Origin of the sequence: Neobacillus novalis NBRC 102450, from assembly GCF_001591805.1 — a bacterium.
In the GTDB taxonomy this organism is placed as follows: domain Bacteria; phylum Bacillota; class Bacilli; order Bacillales; family Cytobacillaceae; genus Neobacillus; species Neobacillus novalis.
The window spans coordinates 25,670-43,554 of the sequence record NZ_BCVP01000042.1 but is presented as its reverse complement, the minus strand read 5'-3'; the positions used below and the strand labels follow the sequence as shown (position 1 = coordinate 43,554).

The window sequence follows — 17,885 nt, the reverse complement described above, 5'->3', positions numbered from 1 at the left end:
CTTCGTAAGCCTCCTCTATATACAATAGCCGGAAATTCTCCGCCTATGAATTTTCATACCTACACAAAATCAACAATAAATAATTTATAAAAGTAATTTTTAGCCTGGAGGATTCATATTTCACAATCTAGACAAAACTTTGTTGCAAATATGTGAATAACATCACAAACATCTTTTTTAACTTGGATAAAGTGTTAATATATAAGTGTAGTAAGAAACAAACAAAATCTTGTGAAACAGTGAACAAACTAATTTAATCCTAAGGGGATGGAGTATTATGTTAAATCTTTTAAGAAAAAATAATATTGCTGCAGGGGTTTTAGCAATCATTCGTATTTATATTGGTTATCAATTTATACATGCAGGTTTTGCAAAAATAACAGGCGGCGGATTTGATGCAAGTGGGTTCTTAAAGGGCGCAATCGCTTCTAGTACAGGAGAACACCCAGCAGTTCAAGGCTGGTGGGCAGCATTTCTAGAGCATATTGCATTGCCAAACGCTGATCTGTTTTCTATCTTAGTGCAATGGGGCGAATTATTAGTCGGTATTGCGTTAATCCTAGGCCTTCTCACAAACTTTGCAACACTAATGGGATTGGTTATGAATTTCTCTTTCTTGTTCAGCGGCACGGTTAGCACTAACGGTCAAATGATTCTATTAGCGTTCTTCGTCCTTGTTGCAGGAGCAAATGCAGGCAAATTCGGCTTAGACCGATATGCAATGCCTTATGTACGCAAATACTATACTGTTAAAGGTAATCATAGAAAAGGCACTACCGTTGCTTAAATACTAGATAAATAGTCGAGGAAAGGCATTCGAATATTAACTTATTCGGATGCCTTTTGAATTCCGGTGCCTGTCACCGCCCGAATAATCTTGTTTCACAGCAGTGTTCCACGGAATAACTCTTTAGGGCTACCAAAATGATTTTAACCAGAAAAAAACCCAGGGAAATTACCTTTGATATTTCTGGCCTTTTCTGTTTATGGATTCCAACTTTACTCCCCATAAGTTGCACAACCGGCGCAATGTTTTTCTAATGTATAAAGGGCTTGAAATGTCTTTTGGTTATTCCACCAGCCGATGTATGTCGAATTTAGTGGGACGAGGGGACAGGCTTCTTGTACCTGTTTATTTGACTTGGGAAAGGGTAAGTGTTAAATTTACCTTACGACCGTTCGGAAGGATGGATAATATGACAGCAGAACAAATAAAAAAAGTTTCTTTAAAGCACTTCGCAAAAAATGGATATGAAGGTGCATCATTGGCACATATTGCCGAGGATGTAGGGATAAAAAAACAGTCAATTTATACTCATTTCAAAGGGAAAGATGAACTGTTTATTCAGCTGTGCAGGGATGCGAGTGAAAATGAAATAAGATCTGTTATTAATTTTATAGAGTCTAATCAGACTCGACCCATCAAGGATTTCTTATACGATTTTCTATTGCGAAGCATAGACCGATATGGAAAGAATGTTTCAAATAAATTTTGGACTCGTACTTCTTTCTTTCCACCGAATCATCTCAATGAGTCGGTGATGAATATGGTTAACCAATATCTTGATAAGTTAGAAGAGCTATTTATTCACATTCTTAAAAAGGCTGTGGCGGAAGGAACAATTAGTTCAATTATTGGTGAAAAACGAGCAACTGCTGCATTCTTAGGGATGTTAGATGGAATATTGGTAGAAATGGTATATGGAGGTCCAGAACGCCTAACAAAGAGATTGGATGCTTCTTGGTATGTTTTTTGGCACGGTCTTTCAAAGGAGTAATAATATTTATGGGAGGAAAAAACGATGAATCGAAATTGGGTATTAGTCCTACTGGCTGGATTTATTGAGGTTTTGTGGGCAATAGGATTGAAGCATGCTAGTAATTGGCTTACTTGGGCTGGTATTGCTCTACTTATATATATTTCATTTGTTTTACTATTAAAGGCAATAAAAAGTTTACCTGTTGCTACAGTTTACGCAATCTTTACTGGAATAGGAACGGCTGGGACCGTTGTTGTGGAGATGGTGGTATTTGGAGTTGCCTTTAGTTGGATGAAAGTATTTTTTATTCTCTTACTTCTATCTGGTGTTATAGGTTTAAAACTTGTTACAAATGAAACTAGTAAGAAAGAAGGTGCAGCGTAAAATGGCCTGGGTGTATCTCATTCTAGCTGGAGCCCTTGAAGTAGTCGGGGTTACAGGAATGAATAAAGTAGCAAAAAACAATAATTTACAAGCATATATGATACTGCTCCTTGGATTTATATTTAGTTTTAGTTTTCTAGGCTTAGCTATGAAAACCCTCCCGGCGGGAACAGCCTATGCCGTTTGGACTGGGATAGGAACTGTAGGTGGAACGCTAGTTGGAATGCTTTTCTATGGGGAAGCAAAAGATTGGAGACGGATATTATTTATAGGTCTGATATTAGTAGCAGTTATTGGACTGAAAACGACTACGTAGATGCTAAGATTTCAAATTTACAAGACAATGATTATTACCCTTACAGAACCTGAAAAAAGTAAATAGTAGTCGATTCAACAGACCCACACCTTTGTGAGCAACCGAGATCCACAGCCATTTGTCCAATTTGTTAAACATTGGGCATTCCAGCATATTTAATCAAACGTTTATTTAGTTTTCATGGAAGGGAATTTTGTTTAGATTTGTCGTTCAGGTGTGCTAAAGGTAAAGCTGAAATCAACCGGTTGTAAAAACTGAAATATACATCTAAAGTTTTGTCGGGAAAAAAGAGTCAGTCCTCCGCCGCTTTAAGCATCGGGGGACTGACCCACTGGCCCTAATGTCTGCAGCCTTTTTGGGACTATAGTCTCAATTCCACTAGAAAAACATGCCCGCCTTTGCCCCGCAAATAGTGCCTGACACCTAATTTGTGCCACGTGCCGTGAAAAAACGGTTATTGGTCCTTTTTATATATTATACTATTGAAGTTAGGTATTTTCTTACATCCGATTCCTAAAGTATAAGTTCAAAAAAATTGGAAGCCGAAAAGGCAGCTACTAAAGTTATGGCAGAAGCAACAGCATCTGCCATGAATAGATCTTATGGCAGGTGAATGTATTGAGTATGATTAAATTGAATGTTAATGAAGTCATGCACGTTAATACAAATATTGGACAAAATATCGTCAAACTTTCGGAATCTAATAATAGATTGTCATCCCTTTCACAAACGATTGATGCGCAAGTTTTGGCGCGGAGAAATATTGGTGCAAGAATAAATACTGCCTATAAATCTTTAATCGAGGTAGAAAAAGACCTTAGGAGTCTCGTTCAATTCATCAATGAATCTATGGACAGGTATTCTTCTGCTGAAAACCATTTATCGGCCAAGGCATTGGCGCTTCTTAGCTCCTTTAATAAAAATGCCCAAAATGTGGATATGAAGGGTACACAGAAATCTACGCCCACTAAAAATAGTGAGCGATGGGATCGAAAAGTCGCTGGTATCCTGGCGAATTCAGAAATTGGCGCCGCAAGGGATCTTTTAATCGAACTGCCGAAAGGCGCCTTACCAGTCTATTATAAAATCCCCGGATTTAGGATAGACGGAAAATATATGAAGATATTAAACAGTGAAAATTATAAAGGCGGCGAAGGTTTAGCAAGAAGATACACATTGAATAACCTGAAGGCTGGCAAATATCCGAACGCGTTGAAATTATATAATTTGAATCAGACCGTCAGTAATTTAGCGGTAGTCTCCAAGTCCCTTCCATGGATGACAGGGGCTGCCGCAGCCTACCAAGAACTAACCACGCCAAACAGCATCTCGACAGAAAGAAAGATTAGTAATGCTGTCATCACGGGAGGAACTACTGTTGGTATTGCCATTGGAGCAGCAGAGGCGGGGGCTGTTATTGGAGGGGCAATTGGCTCTGTAATTCCGGTCGGAGGAACGATTGTCGGAGCGGTAGTTGGTGCTGCTGTTGGAGTTGGTATTGCCTATGGTGTAGATAAACTTCTCAATTGGAATTTTATCGGTACAGAAAAGGATAAAAAGTCAGTGATGAGTGTTGTAAAGGATTTTTCAGGCGATCAAGTTGAAAAGGCAGCGAAAGCCGTTGGGGATTGTGTTAGAGGAGCTTCAAAATGGATAGGCGGATTTTTCCATTCTGAAAAACCTGCAACAGGAGGCTAACAGGCTGATAGTAAATAACATGCCGGAAGGAGAACAAAAGATGAAATATAAATTTTCCGCAATTGAAATGGCCCTGTTATGTTCCATTTTTCAACATCCCTTACCATTAATAGTAGAGAATTCGTTTGGAAATGTCTCGGAAAAGGATATGTGTAAGGAGTGGGAGTTCTTCCTTAAGGATTTCAAAAATCGTGGATATTTTACAGTGGATGATACCGATTATAGTATGCGTGTAGACGAAACGCTTACCGAAACACTCATGTGTTGTTTTCAGGCTGATAAAGTGGTGTCACTGCTTGAAGGTGAACAGATAAACAGTGCTTTTTATCTCACTTCAGGGCAAAATGTGCTAATAAAGAAAGTGAGTGGACAATATGAAGTAACCCTTTTTGAAAATGAAGAAGAGTTTAGCGAAAGCTTCTTAACGGCAATCCATTTGAAACAAAGCGAGAACACTCTGGAAGTTCCCCCGTTTCATTTTCAGTTAGCAGCAAAACAGTTTGAAAAATTACTTACATACTATGAAAAAAATAAAAATGAAAAATTGAAGGAGATATGTAAGGATAATTTTTCCGAGTGTAAAATGATTCTCGATTATATCCATTTACATGATTCTATGATTATTCTTACTGAATATATCGGAAAACCTTGTACAATCTTAACAAAGTTTCATTGTTATCTTGGCGGAATCAGTTTCATTAAAAGCATTTATTCGGAAGATGGAGATCACGTCGTTTTGGCCCGATATCCTTTTGGGGATTTACCCAATATTCTTTTCGAAACGGAGGTGTAATGAGAAATGAATCTCCCGGAAACGAAATCATTGCCTGCAGAAAGGCGTTTATATCGAAAAAATGTCCTGTTTATGACGATTTTTTTCTTTGCCATTAATGCCTTTGCAACATTGGCAAGCTATCAGTTCTCTTCCGTCGTTCCAAAATGGATAGAATACGCATCATTTGCCGTTTTTACAGGAAGCTTTGCGATGTTTATTTACGGCTTTTGGCTTCGTTCTCGCTACCAATTAAAGCACCAGTTTGGATTCTTCACTTCGATTTTTTTACTATTGATGAGCATTCATTTTTACCTCATCTCAAATATCAGTTATCTGGCAGACCAGGGTGCCGGCAGGATTGCAGAGCAGGTAAATTTTCTAAGATTTTCACTTGTAGAATATGTGATTGCTGTTGCGTTATTATCCTTGTTAATCTATATCTTATCATCTCCGAAACTTTTATTTAGAAAGAGTAAAAGTATCAAAGGGTATGTAGCAGCGATTGCTGGAGGCATTTGCTTAGTAGTTGTGACCTTCGCTGGAATGCTCATGGTTAAAGATGTCTTTTTTGTCCAACCTGAAACAGTGAAAGTACCATATGAGTTTTTAATGGCTTCTGTCATCATCGGGTTTGGCAGTATAGCGGTATTCATTCTTATTTATCGTTCAAAAAAGTGGGGGAAATAGAAATGGAAAAGTATTTACCAATTGGTTCTGTTGTCCAATTAAAGAGCGGCACAAAGAGGATTATGATCTATGGCCGAAAACAGCAGCAATTAAAATCGGAACAAATATGGGATTATATTGCCTGCCTCTATCCTGAAGGAAACATTAATGAAGAGTATATGTTCCTATTTAATCATGATCAAATTGAGAAAGTCTATTTTATTGGCTTCCAGGACGAAGAAGAGCTTGCATTTCAGAAGGAACATTTAAACATTCTAAAGTAAGAATGGATTCCGGTGCCTGTCGCGCCCCGAATGTCAATCAAACGTTTGATGGGTATTTCATATGGGGAAATGGGTCGGAATTTGTCTGCGGTGCCTGTAATAGGTCCATCTGTCATATAAGAACGAGAAAGGTACCTTACAAAACCACCCTGCACCGATATGAGCAGGGCAGTTTACCTTTAATCACAGCGAAATGACTGTACTATGATCTCGCATTCATCCTGTTGGGCAGTTCCTGTATGGACTGGACCACTGCATCTAGCTTGGATTCAATCCGATAGAGCAGATAGAGGGTCACCACAATCGGGAAACCGACCTGGCTGATGAATGAAATGACTTCTTCCACGAGAATTCGCTCCTTTCTTCATTTAATTTGATGGATAGAAAAGGCCGGCATCATACGAAACCGGCCCCTTCCTTATTAAACAAGTTCGTAATCCGTTACATTGCGGTCGATGACTCTCGCGCCTTTTACAGCTGCCAACTTACCGCAGCTGTTGTGAAAACTCCCGCTGTAATAATCTGTTCCATCGATAATTTCACGAGATCTTCATTAATCGGCTCTTTTGGATTATCGATCGAAATGTTTGCCGTCTTGCCAAATTCTGTGCCGAATTGTAATTCCAATGTTTTTGCCATTTCCGTCACCTCCGATCATCAAGATTTCACTAAGCCGAAGATTTAAGCTAAAATCTCCGTACTGTCATTGCGCCCCACTTTGTTTAGCGTGTCTTTGCACAAAACTGAGATTGCCTGTGCAGCCTGAAACAACTGGTCAGCCGTTGCTTCTTTTTTCACATTGCTAAACGTTTTAGCTTTGAAGATCGGATTTCCTTCGTCATCCATCCCCGCTTCAAACACCAAATGAAGCTTTGTTCCTTCTAATAACGCTAGAGCCATTGTCGCAACCTCCTTTCACCTTTTATTTATGGTTACACCATATCAGCCACATACGACATGTTTTCAGAGACTCACGACATTTAATGGATATTAATTGAAAATCACCTCGAGTCACGAGAACTTACGGCGTATTTTCCGAAACTTTCTCTGAATAATTTCTAATAATTTCCCCTGAACAAAAATAAATAATGTTCTAAAAAATTTGTGAATATGGTAAAATACGCCTATATAATAAGTGATGGAGGGTTATTAAATGAGTGATATCGTTTGGGGGAGTCCAGCTAGTTTATTTTGTTTAGGTTTTTTCTTTGCAGGGTTGGGAGTTTTTATTAAGCTTTCTAGGATATCTAAAAAATAATTAATAACTGCAAAATTCATTGCAGTTTTTTTATGCTTCAATCCTGACAAATTAGAAAAGCCGATAATACATTTACATAGGTTAGTAGAGAGAGGGGTGCTCATGATAAAGAATTTAACTATTACGGCTTTACTTTCATTGGTATTAACTGGATGTGGAGGCAATCAAACTGGAGTGCTTGATACATCTAAGTTGGAAAAAGTGGAATACGAACATCTCACGAAGGAGGGTGAAAAAAAGCTTCCGATTCTCTATGATGCTCCCTCTTTAAAGGTAGGCAGGAATGCGCTTCCCTATGAAATGAAATTACCTAAAAAATTCCCTTTTAAAGTGTATCGATATGCATTCAACATCCGGGATTTGAAACACGACGGAAAGCATCTACGGGCTACCTTTGTTGCTGATGTTAAAGATGAAAATGCCAAATTTCAGTTTAAAATTGAAGCAAGCCATCCTATTGAGAAAAACAACTTAATAAATGTGACTGAAATAAAATTGGATGATAAGGTCCGTGGAGAATACAAAGGCAACACATTGTACTTCCAATTGAAGGGTGTCTCCTACAAAATTATCTACTGGAATGAAGAAATCTCGAAGGAACAACAACAAAAGGAAATCATTGATATGGCTAATGAGATTATATATAACTAATGGGACATGGGACAGGTTCCTTGTCCCGATTTTTGTTTAGAGATCCAAGGACAAATCGCAGTCTTTCTATTAGGGATCAGTCCTTCTTAGTCTGTATGAGGGACTAATCCCTTTAATCTATTCTAGTTTAAAAAATTCATAACAATTTCACTTTTTGTGTAAGTTCTAGTTGTTCAATAAATGGTAATAGACCATGGGGACGGTTCTGGTGGCACTAACCTCAATAATAACCTTGAGAACCATCCCTGCGAAGTTTGATTTAATTGCAGTGCCACTATCACCCCTCGAAATTTGTCGAAAGTTAACTGAGCTAACTAAAATACAAAAGCCCTTCAGATTTTTGAGGGCTTTTGTTATGGGGAATATAATGGTGCTAGGGTTTACCAATGGAGTTTTAGGGTCAGACAAACATGGAAACCAAGGTTTCCACCGCAAAGTATGGAAATAAGCCAAGTTGTTTAGAACTATTAATTTAGATTTCAGTAATTCGGCTTATTTTCAGTGTAGACCCCCACCTGCAGGGCTAAATACAGGGGCTTTACCCAGTTTATCCAATGCATTTGCCCGTACTTGTTCGAGTTTCGCAGTCCATTCATTTTGTGTGGCTGCTGGAAGGTAGGTCGGAGCAGAAAGCAGGGAAAACCAAACGATGGCTACACCCACTATTTGAATGTTGTTTCCCATCCAGCTCGATTCGGCAATCCGTCGAAAGGGTGGTTGAGGAACGAAAAAGGAAAGAAGCAAACCGCCGACTAGACCGCCCAGATGAGCTGCAATGGAGATGTTTGATACGGCAAAGGTAAAGTTGTACAAGAATATCACCGTTAATAGACAGAAAATTTAAAAGGTGTAAAGTAGTTTACAGAATGGAACCGCTTTCAACTATTACAATATTAATTAAGAAAGATATACCTTTAAACGCAGTTACCTAGAAGTGACTGAAAAAAGTTCCAATCGATCGATATCCATTATAAGGTATTTGTTATCCTTCTTTTGAAGGATTCTCTCGTTTTCAAGCCGTTTCATTGTATACGCTACGGTCACACGCGAGGTTCCAACCAAATTGGCAAGCTCCTGATGGGTAAATCCGATCTTGATCAAATTTCCGTCTTTCGTTTTCACTCCATACGTATGGACAAGTTGCAGGAGTGTGTAACATATTCTTTGTACGGCAGAGTAATTGCTAAGCATCGTGGTATGTGAAGCCAAAATCCGGTTCTTAATATTCATGATCATCATGATTTGCCTTGCAAGTTGATGATTGTCTTGAACTGCAGCTTCAAAGGCAAGTTTTGAAATTTTGATAACGGTTACCTTGCTTGCTGCGATGGCACTTGAATTGTAGGAGGAGAAATGGAAGGCTCCACATTCTCCTAGGATCCCTTTTTCACCCATAATCGCGATGGTATTTTCATCGCCTGAGGGTGAGGTTAAAAATAGCCGGACTCTGCCTTCAGCCACAATGTACACATATTCTGCAGAATCATCCTGGTGAAAAATGTATTCATGCTTTTTAAACGTTATTTTTTGGCCGATTTGTAATAAAGGTTCCCATGAAAAAGGTAGATTTTCGATCCAAGGAGATATCAATGATTCGTTTTTTATTTTCTCCAAAATTATTCACCTCAAATGATATGAAAGAAGGGACTATGTATGATTTTTCCATTTGCAAAAGAAAGAGAGCAATTTCCCATCTTAAATGAAATGACCCAGTTATCAAGCTGTTCCCAAAGTGCTATCAGCATTCCTGTAAAAGAAGCCATGAACGAATATATGGATAGCTGGAGCAGGGAAGGGATGGATTGGATGGGCTGGATGGAAAGGGTTGAGCGGGCCAAAGCCTCATTTGCTAGCCTGATCAACGCTTCTCCGGATGAAATAGCTGTATTGTCTTCTGTATCAGAGTGTACTTCATCTGTTGCGAGTGCACTGACGTATTCAAAAGGACGTCATAAAATTTGTACAACAGAAATAGATTTTCCATGCATTGGACATGTATGGCTTGCCCAACAAGAAAGGGGTGGGGAAGTTCAATTTATTCCGGGTGAAGATCATAAAGTGCCACTAGAATATTACGAAAAATATGTCGATGAACAAACGGTCGTTACTTCTATTCCACATGTTTCCTATTATAACGGTTTTAAACAGGATATTAAGAAAATTGCTTCAATTGTTCACCGGAAAGGTTCCTATTGTTTTGTTGATGCCTATCAATCTGCCGGGAGTGTGCAAATTGATGTAAAAGATATGGATATAGACTTTCTTGCTGCAGGTTCACAAAAATACTTGCTTGGAATTCCTGGGATTGCTTTTTTATATGTGAAAAAAGAAGTTGCCAATGAGCTGAAGCCAATGGTGACAGGCTGGTTCGGCAGAGTGAATCCCTTCGCTTTTGATATTAAGCTGCTCGATTATGCAGATGGGGCGCGCCGTTTTGAAACAGGAACTCCGCCCATGATCAATGCCTATGCAGCAGATGCGGCCATTCAAACATTATTAAAAGTTGGAGTAGACCATATCGAGACATACTTGCAAAAACTATCCCAAACGGCCATTGCGCATGCTAAAGAAAGAGGGTTGATCGTCGCCAGCCCGGAAAATATGGAAGAAAAAGCATCTAATACAGCGATATTTACCGGTGAGGCAAGCATCTACGAAAGAAAGATGAAAGAAAGGGGCTTTATTGTATCAGCGCGAAATGATGTCATTCGGATTGCTCCTCATTTTTATAATACAGAAAACGAGGTTATTGTGGCAATTGATACTTTAGCGGAACTAGTGAGAGATGGAAAATAAGGGCCTGATTAAAAAACATACTGTCGATATTTTGAAAATTATTTTTGGCACAGCCATTATGGCACTCAATTATTATGTGTTTTTGAAACCAAATCATATTCTAGCCCCGGGACTCGGCGGCATCGCTATCATCATTGCCCAATTTGTCCCGCTTTCACTAGGGGTGACTTATTTCATATTGAACATTCCTTTATTCTTTTCAGGGTTTCGCTTTGTTGGAGGGAGATTTGTTTTATACAGTTTGTGTGGAATGTTCTCTTTGTCTATATTCCTATTTTTATTTGATTTTTTGACAGGCTTCCATCAACAGCTGATCGGATCGATTGTTGGAGGAATTTTAAACGGCGCTTTTCTAGCCATGGTGTTATTAGTAGGAGGGTCTACAGGCGGGCTTGATATTGCGTTTGTGGTAATTAATAAATTCTGGCCAAGGTTCTCCATTGGCAATGTGATGTTTGTCATTAACGCAATTGTCGTCATTGTATCAGGTCTCTTGTTTGGTTTTGGAAGTTCTATCTATACGATCATCTCCATCTATTTAGCTGGAAAAGCACTCGATTTCTGTATGAGGCAAAAGGAGCGAAGCACTGCTAACATAGATAGTCTGTCTAGTTAGTACGTAAAAATGAACAGATTTGATTATATAAAAAATACCTCTGCTTGCGCCGTCTTGTTGATTTTATAGAAACAATGGATCTTTATAGTTGAATCTTTGTTTTTTTTTAGTCCACTTGCAGTCCGAAAAGCTGTAAAAGAACTTATTCTATTATACGAGAGAGATGTTAAGGTTTTATTTGCATTAATTTTTCCGAATATTGCCAAAATTAAGGGGGTTCGAAAGTGAAGGATGACATCGTTGAAAGAGAAGCAGGGCTCCATCGTGGGTTGTCAAAAAGCAAGCTGACAATGATCGGTTTGGGTGGAGCGATTGGTACTGGTTTATTTATGGGTAGCTCCATTGCAATAAATTATGCTGGTCCAGGAGTGATTATTAGCTATGTGATTGCCGCCTTTATTGCCGTAATCATGATGTTCAGTTTATCCGAGATGGCGGTTGCGTTTCCGACCCCCGGCTCATTTGGGGTTTATGCTGAAAAGTTCTTAGGAGGCTGGGCAGGATTTGCCTCCAGGTGGACGTATTGGGCCGCTCAAGTTATTGCGGTTGGCGGAGAAGCTGTCGCGGTAGGTATTTATATGACCTATTGGTTTCCTGGTATTCCGGTTTGGGTTTGGACTTTAGGATTTGGTACCATCCTTATTTATGTTAACTCGCGATCTGTCGAGAATTTTGCCACCTTCGAATATTGGTTTGCCATGATCAAAGTAGTGGCGATTGTTGCGTTCATCATTTTTGGTGTCTCAACGGTGCTGGGAATTGGAACCCCGGCAGTTGGATTTGAAAACTTTACACACCATGGTGGATTTCTACCGCACGGATTTAGCGGTGTCTGGATGGCTGTTTTAATGGCTATTTTCAGTTTTGTCGGTGTAGAAGTTATCGCGGTCACGGCAGGAGAAGCGAAAGACCCTCAAACCGCCGTTCCGAGAGCAATGAAAACAATGGTATTCCGGCTTATCATTTTCTACTTCCTTGCTATATCCATCATGCTTGCGGTAGTGCCATGGATAGATGCAGGGGCAAAAGAGATCACACAGAGTCCTTTTGTAAAAGTATTTGATCATATTGGATTTACTTATGCTGCCGGGGTCATGAACTTTGTTGTTCTGACTGCCGCATTATCAAGTATGAACACAAATCTTTATTTAACTACTAGAATGATTTTCTCTTTGTCACGCGGTAACTATGCTCCTCAATCCTTTGGAAAGCTCTCAAAAAGTGGATCACCAGTTAATGCATTAGTTCTTTCAAGTATTGGCATTATTTGTGCCGCCCTAATAGCCAAATTCAGTCCAATGGCATATAACTATTTATTTGGAATTGCCTTATTCGGCGCTCTATTTGTCTGGTTGCTCACTTTGCTCAGCCATTTGCGTTTTAGAAAACAATGGGTTAAGGATGGCGGACATAAGCTCTCCGTTCAAGCTCCTTTCTTTCCAGCTTTGCAAATAATCGGTGTTGTCTTAATAGCTGCCATTCTTCTCACAATGGGCATAAGCGAAGATTGGCGCGTTTCCTGGATAGTCGGCGTTCCTTGGCTCATATTTCTGACCATTGTATACTACAAGAAATATAATCCTAGAATTAAGGTGTCTGATCCCACGTACGGTGAAGTGGTAAAGTAATAAAAAGGTACATGCCCCCACCTATGGCGAAGTAATAAAGTCCGGTCTCTTTTATGAGCCGGACTTTATTTGGTGCTATTAGTGATCTCCAATATACTTAAATGAATACATATGTGTTTTCGTTAAATCAATGACTTCGTGGATAAATTCCTCTTGGGTTATTCTGAAGCCATCTTGAATCCAATTGTGAAGGAGTCCGTAAAAGCCATAGGCAGTATAGCGTTTAAAATAATCCATATTTACTGGGATATTGTTGATTGTTTCGAAAATAAATTGTTCTTGATAGATTTTTAAGATCGTTTGCGGGAACCGTGTGTGTAACCCTGGTAACGTGTCATCGTAGTTAATCAGTTCAAAAAAATTCCGGTTTTTATAGATATAAGAAACGATATTAAAAGATGGTGCATGCAGCGTGGCTGTATAAACTTTGTGACCAGGTACATGTGGTTTACCTGCTGAAGCTTCTAACCCTTGAAGCATGGAAATAAGTAAATCTTCAGCTAATTCAACTTTATCCTGGTAATGGATATAAAAGGTACTGCGATTATAAGCGGCATAATCGACAATGTTTTTTACAGTAACGGTATGGTAACCCTTCTCTTTTAGGAGCTCAATCAATGCTTGCTTTAAATGTTCTTTTGTCCGATTTTGTCGCCCTGATGTCGAATTTTGTTCGTTATTCATGAAAAACCTTCCTCAAAATAGACAGATTTACTGTAAGTGTCTAACGAGTAGACACTTTATGATATCTTAATGATTGTTAAATGTGAACAGAATAGTACAATTAAATTGTGAACAAAATAGTACAGATGATAGATTTGTCTATTATTTTTCACTGGAATGTGGTAAGGGAATTTTAATACTAGGAGGATCTTGGAATGGAAAAATTACAAGACAAAGTCGCCGTGATAACCGGTGGAGCATCTGGTATTGGGGCTTCTGATGATTCTTCATTTATGACTGGCAATAGTTTAACGGTGGATGGCGGGTATACGGCTCAATAATCAATCATGGGGATGCAACTTTTGTTTAAAGGTTGAAACAGTGAATGGTTCTTTGTCATTCTAGCTTTGTGAGATTACTGATACAAGTAGGAAAAGTTGACTTACGCTGTCATATATCTTCAATTTGAGAATTTTTAAATCAGGATAATTCAAGGGGATATTTAATCATAAGTTATTTATCGTTGCCTTGATTAATATAAAGGAGGAAATTTCCAATGAGCAATCGTTTTGATGGGAAAGTGATCGTAATTACAGGTGCTGGATCTGGTTTAGGCCAAGCCTCAGCTTTACAAGTAGCAAAAGAAGGTGCAAAACTTTCACTCATTGATTTAAACCCTGCTTCATTAGAAGAAACAAAAAGTAAAGTGTTAGAAGTTGCACCAAACGCAGAAGTGTTGCTTATTACTGCGAATGTGGCAGATGAAAAAGCGGTTGAAAACTATGTAAATGAAACAGTTGAGAAGTTTGGGAAAATCGATGGTTTCTTCAACAATGCAGGGATTGAAGGAAAACAAAATCTAACAGAGGATTTTGGCACTGATGAGTTTCAAAAAGTAGTTAGTGTTAACTTAAATGGTGTGTTTTATGGTTTGAAACATGTATTGAAAGTCATGAGAGAACAAGGATTTGGCTCTATTGTTAATACTGCTTCTGTTGGCGGAATTCGTGGGGTAGGAAACCAATCAGGTTATTCAGCTAGTAAACATGGCGTGGTTGGATTAACAAGAAACTCGGGGATTGAATACGGTCAATACGGAATTAGTATCAAAGCCATTGCACCAGGTGCCATCATGACACCAATGGTTGAAGGTTCATTAAAACAAATGGATCCGGACAACTGGGAAGAAGTGGGAAAACAATTTGTTGAGCCAAACCCAATGAAACGTTTTGGTAAACCTGAGGAAGTAGGTTATTTGGTGGCATTCTTACTATCTGATCAAGCCAACTTCATCAACGCAACCGTTATTCCAATCGATGGCGGGCAATCTTATAAATATTAGGATCTGTTATTATTCATTGTTGATTTTCGTGGAGGTATGAATATTCATAAGCGGAGAAATTCCGGCTAATGTCTATAGAGGAAGCTTAAGAAGCCGATATAAGCGGAGATATTCCGATTAACTGCTCTAAATTAGGCAAAATCCAACGATTTGGAACATATAACCGGAAAAACTCCCTTTATTATTAAGGAAATAGGGGTATTTCCCAATTTAAACGGAATTTTTCCGTTTATTTTTCAAACACAGTGAAATCAACATTCACTTTTAACACAGCCAAATATTAAGAAGTGCTAAGAGGGTTCACCAACTGATTTTTACTAAAAAATAGGAGGGTTATCATTATGATTTTTGAAAACAAAGTAGTTTTAATAACTGGTGCAGCTGGCGGTATTGGTATTGCTGCTGCAAAAGCATTTGCAAAAGAAGGTGCAAAATTAGCGTTAGTAGACCTGAAGAGGGAGCCGTTAGAAAAAGCGGCTGAGTCTGTGGATGCAAAAGATATTTTATTACTTACTGCAAACGTTTCAAATGAAAATGAAGTGAAAGAGTATGTTCAAAAGACGAAAGATCACTATGGGCGCATTGATGTTTTTATTAACAATGCTGGCATTAATGGTGAATTTAAAAATATAACAGAGCAAACAGAAGAAAACTTCAAAAATGTATTTGGAGTGAATGTAATGGGCGTATTCTTCGGTTTAAAATATGTCCTTCAAATTATGAAAGAGCAAAAGAGTGGTGCAGTTGTGAATACAGCTTCTAATGGCGGTCTATTAGGTGCCCCAGGAATGAGCGCATATGTTGCATCCAAACATGCTGTCATTGGTTTGAATAAAACAGCAGCACTCGAAATGGCCGAATATGGGGTTCGTGTAAATGCAGTTGCTCCATCAGGTGTAAATACAGAAATGATGAGAAGAATTGAGAAGAATGCTATGGGTGAAAGGGCAGAAGAAGCTAGGGAAGCATTTGAAGCATCAGTTCCTTTAAAGCGATATGCAACTGCAGAAGAAATTGCAGATTTAATGGTATTTTTATCTTCTGAAAAAGCATCATTTATTAGTGGGTCTTATTACAGAATCGATGGTGGACAAGGAGCTACGTCCGTTTAATATAGGTTTGATTAAATCGAGGTTTTCCAATTAGGGATGAGTCCTTCATAGAATAATGAAGGACTCTTATTCATATTTTGAGCCTCCAAATACGTAACATAAGAACGCCATTACCATGAGAACCTTCCCTGTGGTTCGTTGCAGTCTTTATGAGATTGTGATATAGTTATCTTCGGTAATCATTTAGTTACCTTGGGTAACTAAAATAGGGGGATTTAGTTTGGAAGGTTATTTACAGCGTTTTTTAGCTTTATATAGACCGGTAATTACGAGATTGAACGAGCTGATGAGTACCTATGGCATCACGTATTCACAATGGATTGTCATTTATCATTTGAAACATCGTGGGGCTTCTACATTGGTCGAAATTGCAGCTCGACATGAGGTTGAAAAACCAACCATTACAAGACGTGTCAAGAAATTAATGGATCTTGGCATCGTTGAACAAATTTTAGGTAATGATAAACGGGAAAAAATTATTCAATTAACGGATATAGGCGAGAACATTTATCGCGTTGTACGTAAAGACATCACAGAGCTTGAATTTCGTATAATGGATAACATTCCAGAGCATGAACGTAAAATCGCTTACGAAATTTTCCCGAAAATCGATGGTAATCTTAAGAATGAAAAGGAGCTTCATTAATGCAACATACGAAATTATGGACAAAGGATTTTATTATTGTCTCACTTATTAACTTCCTTCTCACATTAGTTTTCTATTTACTCGTTGTAACCATTGCGACATTTGCGATTGATGAATATCATGCAACGGTGAGTCAATCTGGGCTTGTTAGTGGTGTATTCATCATTGGTGCACTGATTGGCCGCTTCATCTGCGGCAGCATTATCGATAAAATTGGGCGCAAACGACTATTAATTATGGGTGCTTTTTTATTTATTGCGATGACAGCACTATATTTCGTGCATCTTGGCATCGGCTTTTTAATTTTATTGCGTCTCCTTCACGGGATTACACACGGGATGGCAAGTACAGCTGCTGGTACAGTTGTTGCACAAATTATTCCGGCGCCGCGCAGAGCAGAAGGAATCAGCTATTATAGCATGAGTACAACGCTTGCTACAGCGCTCGGACCATTTATTGGTCTTTATATGCTGCACAGTACAACCTTCCCTGTTATCTTTACATTATGCTTAATTTTAGGTGTCATTAGTTTTATGATCAGTATCAGTTTAAAAGTGCCTGTTGTTATCAAAAAAACACCTGCACAGCAAAATGAGAAAAAATCAGGCATCTCCATTAAAAACTTTATCGAACCAAAAGCGGTGCCAATTGGGATTATCATCTTACTTCTTGGCTTTGGTTATTCAAGTGTTTTAACTTACATTAACTTTTACGCAACAGAAATTAATCTTGTTACAGCCGCAAGTTTCTTCTTCCTTGTCTATTCCATTATCGCGCTTGTTTCACGTCCGTTCTCAGGGCCTTTAATGGACAACAAGGGCGCCAATATTATCATGTATCCAGCGTTTATTTTATATGCGATTAGTATGTTTATCTTAAGTGTTGCGGGTAGCAGTTGGGTACTTCTTCTTGCCGGCGCCATTATGGGTCTCGGCTTTGGAAACATGCAATCTGCTACACAAGCAATTGCCATTAAAGAAACGCCGCCAGCTCGAATGGGGCTTGCAACGTCAACCTACTTCATCTTCTACGATGCAGGACTGGGTCTTTCACCATATTTACTCGGTTACATTACGCCCTATACAGGCTATGCGAAGATGTATGCGATTATGGCTGTGGTCATTCTTGTAACTGGCGTGCTTTATTTCTTCCTTCATGGGTTAAAAGAAACACGTTTTCGAAAATTAGCACACTAAAAAAACTCGAGTAAATTCTCCTGTCTCCTTGTCAAGTAGACAGGAGGATTTTTTTAATTCCGGTGCCTGTCACGCCTCGAATTATCTTGTTTCA

23 protein-coding genes are annotated in these 17,885 nt (G+C 38.8%); 17 read left to right on the top strand and 6 right to left on the bottom strand.

The window, feature by feature from the left end:
• The first annotated feature begins 277 nt into the window (after window positions 1–277).
• From BANVL01_RS23000 to BANVL01_RS22965, 8 genes are all read left to right on the top strand, one after another.
• Window positions 278–787: a DoxX family protein gene (locus BANVL01_RS23000; RefSeq protein ID WP_066093422.1), complete on the top strand. Its 510-nt coding sequence runs from the start codon at window positions 278–280 to the stop codon at window positions 785–787.
• A gap of 409 nt (window positions 788–1,196) precedes the next feature.
• Entirely contained in the window at window positions 1,197–1,778 is a 582-nt protein-coding gene (locus BANVL01_RS22995) for a TetR/AcrR family transcriptional regulator (protein WP_066093419.1), read from the top strand.
• 24 nt (window positions 1,779–1,802) lie between these two features.
• Window positions 1,803–2,144: a DMT family transporter gene (locus tag BANVL01_RS22990; RefSeq protein WP_066093416.1), complete on the top strand. Its 342-nt coding sequence runs from the start codon at window positions 1,803–1,805 to the stop codon at window positions 2,142–2,144.
• A 1-nt stretch (window position 2,145) separates the two neighbouring features.
• Entirely contained in the window at window positions 2,146–2,460 is a 315-nt protein-coding gene (locus tag BANVL01_RS22985) for a DMT family transporter (RefSeq protein WP_066093413.1), read from the top strand.
• Between the two features lie 618 nt (window positions 2,461–3,078).
• Window positions 3,079–4,158 carry a hypothetical protein gene (locus BANVL01_RS22980; protein ID WP_156482394.1) on the top strand — a complete coding sequence of 360 codons (1,080 nt, stop codon included), beginning with the start codon at window positions 3,079–3,081 and terminating at the stop codon, window positions 4,156–4,158.
• A gap of 40 nt (window positions 4,159–4,198) precedes the next feature.
• The gene (locus BANVL01_RS22975) at window positions 4,199–4,951 is read left to right on the top strand and encodes a hypothetical protein (protein ID WP_156482393.1); all 753 of its coding nucleotides are present in this window, start codon (window positions 4,199–4,201) and stop codon (window positions 4,949–4,951) included.
• Between the two features lie 6 nt (window positions 4,952–4,957).
• Complete coding sequence (locus BANVL01_RS22970; protein WP_066093404.1) at window positions 4,958–5,620, top strand: hypothetical protein; 663 nt, start codon at window positions 4,958–4,960, stop codon at window positions 5,618–5,620.
• 2 nt (window positions 5,621–5,622) lie between these two features.
• Window positions 5,623–5,883 carry a DUF4176 domain-containing protein gene (locus tag BANVL01_RS22965; protein WP_066093401.1) on the top strand — a complete coding sequence of 87 codons (261 nt, stop codon included), beginning with the start codon at window positions 5,623–5,625 and terminating at the stop codon, window positions 5,881–5,883.
• Window positions 5,884–6,085: 202 nt separating this feature from the next.
• Here BANVL01_RS22965 and BANVL01_RS22960 read toward each other — a convergent pair whose 3' ends face one another.
• The 3 genes from BANVL01_RS22960 to BANVL01_RS22950 form a co-directional block, all read right to left on the bottom strand.
• On the bottom strand, window positions 6,086–6,229 hold the full coding sequence (locus BANVL01_RS22960; protein ID WP_066093399.1) for a YvrJ family protein: 144 nt from the start codon (window positions 6,227–6,229) through the stop codon (window positions 6,086–6,088).
• A gap of 125 nt (window positions 6,230–6,354) precedes the next feature.
• Window positions 6,355–6,522, bottom strand: coding sequence for a DUF2922 domain-containing protein (locus tag BANVL01_RS22955; RefSeq protein ID WP_342342338.1), 168 nt, complete (start codon window positions 6,520–6,522; stop codon window positions 6,355–6,357).
• Between the two features lie 42 nt (window positions 6,523–6,564).
• Window positions 6,565–6,783 (bottom strand): DUF1659 domain-containing protein, encoded by a 219-nt coding sequence (locus tag BANVL01_RS22950; RefSeq protein WP_066093396.1) that lies wholly within the window; start codon window positions 6,781–6,783, stop codon window positions 6,565–6,567.
• 460 nt (window positions 6,784–7,243) lie between these two features.
• Between BANVL01_RS22950 and BANVL01_RS22945 the strand changes: the two genes are divergently transcribed.
• A complete protein-coding gene (locus BANVL01_RS22945; RefSeq protein WP_066093392.1) occupies window positions 7,244–7,792 on the top strand; it encodes a hypothetical protein in 549 nt (182 codons plus the stop codon).
• A 498-nt stretch (window positions 7,793–8,290) separates the two neighbouring features.
• On the opposite strand, the gene BANVL01_RS22935 is transcribed toward BANVL01_RS22945, so the two are convergent.
• Complete coding sequence (locus tag BANVL01_RS22935) at window positions 8,291–8,605, bottom strand: hypothetical protein (RefSeq protein WP_066093385.1); 315 nt, start codon at window positions 8,603–8,605, stop codon at window positions 8,291–8,293.
• A gap of 111 nt (window positions 8,606–8,716) precedes the next feature.
• Complete coding sequence (locus tag BANVL01_RS22930) at window positions 8,717–9,406, bottom strand: Crp/Fnr family transcriptional regulator (RefSeq protein WP_066093382.1); 690 nt, start codon at window positions 9,404–9,406, stop codon at window positions 8,717–8,719.
• 39 nt (window positions 9,407–9,445) lie between these two features.
• Between BANVL01_RS22930 and BANVL01_RS22925 the strand changes: the two genes are divergently transcribed.
• The 3 genes from BANVL01_RS22925 to BANVL01_RS22915 all read left to right on the top strand — a co-directional run bounded on the left by BANVL01_RS22925 (window position 9,446) and on the right by BANVL01_RS22915 (window position 12,832).
• On the top strand, window positions 9,446–10,588 hold the full coding sequence (locus BANVL01_RS22925; protein WP_066093377.1) for an aminotransferase class V-fold PLP-dependent enzyme: 1,143 nt from the start codon (window positions 9,446–9,448) through the stop codon (window positions 10,586–10,588).
• On the top strand, window positions 10,578–11,204 hold the full coding sequence (locus BANVL01_RS22920; RefSeq protein ID WP_066093374.1) for a YitT family protein: 627 nt from the start codon (window positions 10,578–10,580) through the stop codon (window positions 11,202–11,204). The genes BANVL01_RS22925 and BANVL01_RS22920 overlap by 11 nt, the downstream gene beginning before the upstream one ends.
• A 224-nt stretch (window positions 11,205–11,428) precedes the next feature.
• Complete coding sequence (locus BANVL01_RS22915; RefSeq protein ID WP_235845719.1) at window positions 11,429–12,832, top strand: amino acid permease; 1,404 nt, start codon at window positions 11,429–11,431, stop codon at window positions 12,830–12,832.
• 78 nt (window positions 12,833–12,910) lie between these two features.
• On the opposite strand, the gene BANVL01_RS22910 is transcribed toward BANVL01_RS22915, so the two are convergent.
• A complete protein-coding gene (locus tag BANVL01_RS22910; RefSeq protein ID WP_066093371.1) occupies window positions 12,911–13,516 on the bottom strand; it encodes a TetR/AcrR family transcriptional regulator in 606 nt (201 codons plus the stop codon).
• 194 nt (window positions 13,517–13,710) lie between these two features.
• Between BANVL01_RS22910 and BANVL01_RS28655 the strand changes: the two genes are divergently transcribed.
• From BANVL01_RS28655 to BANVL01_RS22890, 5 genes are all read left to right on the top strand, one after another.
• A complete protein-coding gene (locus tag BANVL01_RS28655) occupies window positions 13,711–13,836 on the top strand; it encodes a hypothetical protein (protein ID WP_268874965.1) in 126 nt (41 codons plus the stop codon).
• A gap of 215 nt (window positions 13,837–14,051) precedes the next feature.
• Window positions 14,052–14,837 (top strand): SDR family oxidoreductase, encoded by a 786-nt coding sequence (locus BANVL01_RS22905; protein ID WP_066093370.1) that lies wholly within the window; start codon window positions 14,052–14,054, stop codon window positions 14,835–14,837.
• Between the two features lie 341 nt (window positions 14,838–15,178).
• On the top strand, window positions 15,179–15,949 hold the full coding sequence (locus BANVL01_RS22900) for an SDR family NAD(P)-dependent oxidoreductase (protein WP_066093367.1): 771 nt from the start codon (window positions 15,179–15,181) through the stop codon (window positions 15,947–15,949).
• Between the two features lie 220 nt (window positions 15,950–16,169).
• Complete coding sequence (locus BANVL01_RS22895; protein WP_066093365.1) at window positions 16,170–16,595, top strand: MarR family winged helix-turn-helix transcriptional regulator; 426 nt, start codon at window positions 16,170–16,172, stop codon at window positions 16,593–16,595.
• Window positions 16,595–17,791: an MFS transporter gene (locus BANVL01_RS22890; RefSeq protein ID WP_066093362.1), complete on the top strand. Its 1,197-nt coding sequence runs from the start codon at window positions 16,595–16,597 to the stop codon at window positions 17,789–17,791. The genes BANVL01_RS22895 and BANVL01_RS22890 overlap by 1 nt, the downstream gene beginning before the upstream one ends.
• The last annotated feature ends 94 nt before the right edge of the window (window positions 17,792–17,885 follow it).

Bases quoted from the DNA above. Each gene is read 5' to 3' on its own strand.
- BANVL01_RS22970 (WP_066093404.1), top strand. From the start codon at position 4,958: ATGAATCTCCCGGAAACGAAATCATTGCCTGCAGAAAGGCGTTTATAT.
- BANVL01_RS22990 (WP_066093416.1), top strand. From the start codon at position 1,803: ATGAATCGAAATTGGGTATTAGTCCTACTGGCTGGATTTATTGAGGTT.
- BANVL01_RS22890 (WP_066093362.1), top strand. From the start codon at position 16,595: ATGCAACATACGAAATTATGGACAAAGGATTTTATTATTGTCTCACTT.
- BANVL01_RS22965 (WP_066093401.1), top strand. From the start codon at position 5,623: ATGGAAAAGTATTTACCAATTGGTTCTGTTGTCCAATTAAAGAGCGGC.
- BANVL01_RS23000 (WP_066093422.1), top strand. From the start codon at position 278: ATGTTAAATCTTTTAAGAAAAAATAATATTGCTGCAGGGGTTTTAGCA.
- BANVL01_RS22905 (WP_066093370.1), top strand. From the start codon at position 14,052: ATGAGCAATCGTTTTGATGGGAAAGTGATCGTAATTACAGGTGCTGGA.
- BANVL01_RS28655 (WP_268874965.1), top strand. From the start codon at position 13,711: ATGGAAAAATTACAAGACAAAGTCGCCGTGATAACCGGTGGAGCATCT.
- BANVL01_RS22985 (WP_066093413.1), top strand. From the start codon at position 2,146: ATGGCCTGGGTGTATCTCATTCTAGCTGGAGCCCTTGAAGTAGTCGGG.
- BANVL01_RS22920 (WP_066093374.1), top strand. From the start codon at position 10,578: ATGGAAAATAAGGGCCTGATTAAAAAACATACTGTCGATATTTTGAAA.
- BANVL01_RS22925 (WP_066093377.1), top strand. From the start codon at position 9,446: ATGATTTTTCCATTTGCAAAAGAAAGAGAGCAATTTCCCATCTTAAAT.
- BANVL01_RS22995 (WP_066093419.1), top strand. From the start codon at position 1,197: ATGACAGCAGAACAAATAAAAAAAGTTTCTTTAAAGCACTTCGCAAAA.
- BANVL01_RS22900 (WP_066093367.1), top strand. From the start codon at position 15,179: ATGATTTTTGAAAACAAAGTAGTTTTAATAACTGGTGCAGCTGGCGGT.
- BANVL01_RS22950 (WP_066093396.1), bottom strand. From the start codon at position 6,783: ATGGCTCTAGCGTTATTAGAAGGAACAAAGCTTCATTTGGTGTTTGAA.
- BANVL01_RS22975 (WP_156482393.1), top strand. From the start codon at position 4,199: ATGAAATATAAATTTTCCGCAATTGAAATGGCCCTGTTATGTTCCATT.
- BANVL01_RS22910 (WP_066093371.1), bottom strand. From the start codon at position 13,516: ATGAATAACGAACAAAATTCGACATCAGGGCGACAAAATCGGACAAAA.
- BANVL01_RS22945 (WP_066093392.1), top strand. From the start codon at position 7,244: ATGATAAAGAATTTAACTATTACGGCTTTACTTTCATTGGTATTAACT.
- BANVL01_RS22955 (WP_342342338.1), bottom strand. From the start codon at position 6,522: ATGGCAAAAACATTGGAATTACAATTCGGCACAGAATTTGGCAAGACG.